The following is a 5,907-nucleotide window of genomic DNA, read 5'->3' as shown; positions in this document are numbered from 1 at the left end:
AGTGACACCCGTTCCAGAGACCCCTCCCCCCCCTGCCCCCTACCCCGGGGAGGGCGAACGGCCGGGGGCCGCGGGAACCGCGCCGCCGGGGCGGCAGCCGGTCCTAGTACCAGTTGTGGGCCTGCCAGAACGACCACGCGCCACAGGGGCTGCCGTAGCGGGAGTTCATGTAGCCGACGCCCCACTTGATCTGGGTGGCCGGGTTGGTGCGCCAGTCGGCACCGGCCGAGGCCATCTTGGTGCCGGGCAGCGCCTGGACCAGACCGTACGCGCCGGAGCTCTTGTTGGTCGCGGTGTAGTCCCAGCCGCTCTCGCGCTTCACGATCTGGCTGAAGCACTGGAACTGCGCGTCGTTGCCGACGATCTGCCGGGCCAGGTCCTGGACCGAGCCGGGGCTGACCGAGACGGGCGGAGCGCTGTCCTCGACCGCGGTCATCGCGGAACGGGACTTGGACCGGTTCGCGGCGGCCTCGTCGGCCTTGCGCTTGTCGTCCGCGGCCTTGGCGGCCTTCTCCGCGTCGGCCTTGGCCTGGGCATCGGCCTTCGCCTGGGCGTCCGCGGCGGCCTGCTGGCGCGCGGCCTCCTCGGCGGCCTTCTGCTCCGCGGCGGCCTTGGCGGCGGCGTCGGCGGAGGCCTGCTGGGCGGATGCCTGCTGGCCGATGTTGTCACTGATGGTCTGCGCCTGGGCGCCAGAGGGGACTTCGGCAAGCAGGGTCGCGCCGGCGACGTCGACCGTCTGCGTGGTCTTGCCCTCGCTGCCCGAGGCCATACCCACGACGGCACCGACAGCGGTGACGGCGGTGGCGGAGGCCACAGCAACTCCCCGGACCGAGATCCGAGTCACATGGTTTCCTTCCAGCATCGCCCACGCGTGACCGTACGGGCGCAACATGCCCCTTGGCACGGACCTCCGCACAGTGCTCTGGTCACGGGAGGTGCTGGCCCGGCGTCCGGCCGAGGTGACCGGGCGTTGAAATCGGGCGGCGTACGGCTCAACGGTGTTCAATTGTGTGTCCACCGACCGGAGTTGGCGAACCTTCCCGGGCCTGACTCCCGGAGTCCGGAAGCCCTGCCGCGCCGTACGCGGGGCCTGACAGAACCCTCACCATGCCGCACCGGGCACGGTCGACGCAATTCCCCTTCGCGTGGCGCATGTCACATTCACCGTACGGCGGTTTCCCGGACGGAAAGCACTCGATGTGATGAAACGGGCGGAGCCCGCTCCGTCAGGAGCGGGCTCCAGGTCATGAGTTGACCATATTGTCCCACTATGCCCCGATCAGGGGCGGATCACGGGTGGATGTCCTCCAGCATCTCCGTGACCAGCGCCGCGATCGGCGAACGCTCCGAGCGGGTGAGCGTGATGTGGGCGAAGAGCGGATGACCCTTCAGCTTCTCCACCACCGCCACCACGCCGTCGTAGCGGCCCACCCGGAGGTTGTCCCGCTGCGCCACGTCGTGGGTGAGCACCACCCGCGAGCCCTGGCCGATCCGGGACAGCACCGTCAGCAGGACGTTCCGCTCCAGCGACTGCGCCTCGTCCACGATCACGAAGGCGTCGTGCAGCGAGCGCCCCCGGATGTGGGTCAGCGGCAGCACCTCCAGCATCCCGCGGGAGATGACCTCCTCGATCACGTCCGGGGTGGTGACGGCGGAGAGGGTGTCGAAGACCGCCTGCGCCCAGGGGCCCATCTTCTCCGCCTCGGAACCGGGCAGGTAGCCCAGCTCCTGGCCGCCGACCGCGTACAGCGGCCGGAAGACCATCACCTTGCGGTGCTGCCTCCGCTCCAGCACCGCTTCCAGCCCCGCGCACAGCGCCAGCGCCGACTTCCCGGTGCCGGCCCGGCCGCCCATCGACACGATCCCGATCTCCGGGTCGAGCAGCAGGTCCAGCGCCACCCGCTGCTCGGCGCTGCGCCCGCGCAGCCCGAACGCCTCGCGCTCCCCGCGCACCAGCCGCACCCGGCCGTCGCCGGTGACCCGGCCGAGCGCCCGGCCGCGCTCCGAGGTCAGCACCAGTCCGGTGTGGACGGGCAGCTCGGTGGCGCCGTCGACGTCCACCCCCGCGTCGTGGCCGGCCGAGAACAGCGCGTCCACCTGGTCCGCCGGGACGTGCAGCTCGGACATGCCCGTCCAGCCCGAGGTGATCGCCAGCTCGGCCCGGTACTCCTCGGCGAGCAGGCCCACCGAGCTGGCCTTGATCCGCAGCGGCAGGTCCTTGGACACGACGGTCACGTCGTAGCCCTCGGCCTGGAGGTTGCGGGCGACCGCGAGGATCCGGGTGTCCGCCTCACCGCCGGCCCGGTAGCCGGCCGGCAGTATCGACACGTCGGAGTGGTTGAGCTCGACCCGGATGGTGCCGCCGAGCTCGCCGACCGGGATCGGCTCGTCGAGCCGGCCGTGGCGGATCCGGTAGTCGTCGAGCAGCCGCAGCGCCTGGCGGGCGAAGTAGCCCAGCTCCGGGTGGTGTCGCTTGGCCTCCAGCTCGGTGACGACCACCACCGGGAGGACGACCTCGTGCTCCTCGAAGCGGGTCATGGCGAGCGGGTCCGCCAGGAGCACGCTCGTGTCGAGAACGTACGTGCGCCGGTCTGGTGTCCGGCGGCTCTTCGAACTGACCACTAGGCCTCCAGAGCGGATGACCCTGCGTCATCCGCGGCATGCCGGCCCCCGCTGCCCCGGTGGCCTCGGGACCGGACTGACTGGAGTATTCCCAGGCGGGGAGCGGTGCATTCGCGCCCCCGGAGAACTGACGGATCATTGCCGGTGAACGTTTGGCCTCGCGCCGGCACCGGGTAGGCCAGGCCTACGGCGGTCATTTCCTCCGGACGGGCCGGTGGCCGGGGCCGCCGTGCCGGGGTTACAGCCCCAGCCGCCGGTGGCGCTGCTCGTACGCGCGCAGCGCGCGCAGGAAGTCGACCTTGCGGAAGGCCGGCCAGTACGCCTCGCAGAAGTAGAACTCGCTGTGCGCGCTCTGCCAGAGCAGGAAGCCGGACAGCCGCTGCTCGCCCGAGGTGCGGATGATCAGGTCCGGGTCGGGCTGGTTGCGGGTGTACAGGTGCTCGGCGATGTGCTCGACGGTCAGGACCTCCGCCAGCTCCTCGATCGAGGTGCCGCGCCCGGCCTGCTCCTGGAGCAGCGAGCGGACGGCGTCGGCGATCTCGTGCCGACCGCCGTAGCCGACCGCGACGTTGACCGTTATGCCGTCGATGTCGGCGGTCTGGTCGGCGGCCCGCTTGAGCACGTCGGCGGTGTGCTGCGGCAGCAGGTCCAGCGCGCCGACCGGGTTGACCCGCCAGCGGCGGGCGGCGGCCAGGCCGGTGACGGCGTCCTCGATGATGCCGAGCAGCGGAACGAGCTCGTCGGCCGGGCGGTCCAGGTTGTCGGTGGAGAGCATCCAGAGGGTGACGACCTTGACGTGGGTCTCGTCGCACCAGCCGAGGAACTCGCTGATCTTGTCGGCGCCGCGCTGGTGGCCGTAAGCGGTGGAGCCGCCGGCCGCCTTGGCCCAGCGGCGGTTGCCGTCCAGGATCACGCCGATGTGGCGCGGGGTGCTCGCGAGGTGGACCTCGACCCGTCGACCGTAGAGCCCGTACATCCCGCCGAGCAGGGTGCGCAGCCCCGGCGTCCGTTCGGCGACATCGCGCAGACCCATCTTTCCCGGCCCCTCCGTGCTCGTTGCAACTGGTGCGTCTCCGCCCCGGGCGCAGCCTACTCCGGCGCGCAGGTGCACAGTAAAGCCGCAGGTAGCGGTCTGGTCACGGTCCTGTACGAAGTCTGTCCCGACGGGCGTGTCGGGGGTCGTCCGGGCGGGCCGCGGGGCCGCTGCGGGGCTTCCGGGGCGCGGACACGGAACGGTCTCCGAATCCTTAACGGAACCGTAAGCCGTTCTTCCGATGCTTGACGACCAGCAATGGTCTAGTCCAGCTTTTGATCCGGGACGGAACGATCCTCCGGCTCCGCCCCGCAGGCTCACTTCGGACCTCCCCTCCCCCACACGCGGCCGCCGCGCCCCCCACCGCGGCGGCCGCTCCTCCCCCAGGAGCGTCGCCCCATGGCCCGTACGCTGAACCAGCCCTCGCACAAGCGCCGGCGCAGCCCCCTCCCGGCCGTCGCGGCCGGCGCCACCGCCCTCGCCCTGGCCGGCGGCGGCCTCGCCCTCTTCGCCGGCGGCGCCAGCGCGGCGGTCGGCAACCTGGTCGACAACGGCGGCTTCGACGGCGGGCTCGGGGGCTGGACCTGCACCGGCGCCGCGACCACGGTCTCCTCCCCGGTCCACTCCGGCACCGGCGCGCTCCAGGCGACCCCGGGCGCCGGCGACACCGCCGAGTGCACCCAGACCATCAGCGTGCTGCCCAACACCAGCTACACCCTGAGCGCGTGGGTCCAGGGCCCGTACGTCTACCTCGGTGCGCGCGGCACCGGCGGCACCGACCCGTCCGCCTGGTCGAACCAGAACAGCTGGAACCAGCTGTCCAGCACCTTCACCACCGGGGCGAACGCCACCAGCGTCACCGTCTACCTGCACGGCTGGTACGGCCAGAGCGCCTACCTGGCCGACGACGTCGCGCTGATCGGCCCCGGCGGCACCGGCACCCCGTCGCCGACCGCGACCCCCGCCCCCACCGCGACGCCCACGGCCACCGCCTCCCCCACGGCCACCGCGACGCCCACCCGGACCGCGACCCCGACGCCCACCCAGACCCCGACGCCCACTCAGACCGCGACGGCGACCCCCACCGCCACCCCGACCAGCACCACCCCGCCGGTCACCGGCCTGCCCGCCCACGTGGTCACCGGCTACTGGCAGAACTTCGACAACAACTCGACCGTGCAGCGGCTGAGCGACGTCCAGAGCGCGTACGACATCATCGCGGTGTCCTTCGCCGACGCCGTGCCGACCAGGACCGGCGCGATCAGCTTCACCCTGGACCCGGGCCTGTCCAAGGCGCTCGGCGGCTACACCGACGCCCAGTTCCGCGCCGACATCAAGGCCAAGCAGGCGGCCGGCAAGAAGGTCGTCCTCTCCATCGGCGGCCAGAACGGCGCGATCACCGTCGGGGACGCCACCGCCGGCGCCAACTTCGTCAACAGCGCCTACGCGATCATCAAGGACTACGGCTTCGACGGCATCGACGTCGACCTGGAGAACGGCGTCCAGGCCGGCCCGCTCGGCGACGCGCTGCACTCCCTGCAGGCCAAGGTCGGCCCCGGCTTCGTCCTGACCATGGCCCCCGAGACCATCGGGATGTACAACACCTCCGGCGCCTACTTCCAGCTGGCGCTGAAGACCAAGGACATCCTCACCGTCGTCAACACCCAGTTCTACAACTCGGGCGGCATGAACGGCTGCGACGGCAAGGTCTACAACCAGGGCACCATCGACTTCATCACCTCGCAGGTCTGCACCCAGATCCAGGGCGGCCTGCGGCCGGACCAGGTGGGCATCGGCGTCCCGGCCTCCACCCGGGCCGCGGGCGGCGGCTACGTCGCGCCGACCGTGGTCAACAACGCGCTGGACTGCCTGGCCACCGGTAACAACTGCGGCAGCTTCGTGCCGCCGGCCAAGTGGCCGACCATCCGCGGCGCGATGACCTGGTCGACCAACTGGGACGTCAACAACGGCAACGCGTTCTCCAACGCGGTCGGCCCGTTCGTCCACAAGATGCCGTAACGGCACCCGGCCGCGGCTGCCACGGGCCGCGGCCACCCGAGCTCCACTCCCCCGACGCGCCGCTCCTTGAGGGTGGGGCCTGCGCGTCGGCGGCGGGGCCCGTCGCACCGACCGGTGCGGCGGGCCCTTCCGTTCCCCTCCCTTCAACGCGTTCGATGTCCCGGCGGCGGGGGGGGGGGGGGGGGGAAAATCGACGGAGCGGCGGGAAGAAAAGGGAATAGCGCGGGTAGTAG

Annotated in this window: 4 protein-coding genes; 1 reads left to right on the top strand and 3 read right to left on the bottom strand. The window is 71.7% G+C overall.

The genetic code is table 11. The annotated features are described in order from the left end of the window. Window positions 1-103: 103 nt before the first annotated feature. The 3 genes from ACFVGO_RS32620 to ACFVGO_RS32610 form a co-directional block, all read right to left on the bottom strand. Window positions 104-862 carry a transglycosylase SLT domain-containing protein gene (locus tag ACFVGO_RS32620; RefSeq protein ID WP_380359217.1) on the bottom strand — a complete coding sequence of 253 codons (759 nt, stop codon included), beginning with the start codon at window positions 860-862 and terminating at the stop codon, window positions 104-106. Window positions 863-1,290: 428 nt separating this feature from the next. Further along, window positions 1,291-2,622 (bottom strand): PhoH family protein, encoded by a 1,332-nt coding sequence (locus ACFVGO_RS32615; RefSeq protein ID WP_359899497.1) that lies wholly within the window; start codon window positions 2,620-2,622, stop codon window positions 1,291-1,293. A 238-nt stretch (window positions 2,623-2,860) separates the two neighbouring features. Further along, window positions 2,861-3,655 (bottom strand): isoprenyl transferase, encoded by a 795-nt coding sequence (locus ACFVGO_RS32610; protein WP_181970663.1) that lies wholly within the window; start codon window positions 3,653-3,655, stop codon window positions 2,861-2,863. 399 nt (window positions 3,656-4,054) lie between these two features. On the opposite strand from ACFVGO_RS32610, the gene ACFVGO_RS32605 reads away from it, so the two are divergent. Next, on the top strand, window positions 4,055-5,674 hold the full coding sequence (locus ACFVGO_RS32605) for a chitinase (RefSeq protein ID WP_380635693.1): 1,620 nt from the start codon (window positions 4,055-4,057) through the stop codon (window positions 5,672-5,674). The last annotated feature ends 233 nt before the right edge of the window (window positions 5,675-5,907 follow it).

Origin of the sequence: Kitasatospora sp. NPDC057738, from assembly GCF_042798815.1 — a bacterium.
GTDB classification, from domain to species: domain Bacteria; phylum Actinomycetota; class Actinomycetes; order Streptomycetales; family Streptomycetaceae; genus Kitasatospora; species Kitasatospora lactacystinica.
The sequence above is the reverse complement of the archived record's forward strand: the minus strand, read 5'-3'. Positions and strand labels throughout refer to the sequence as shown.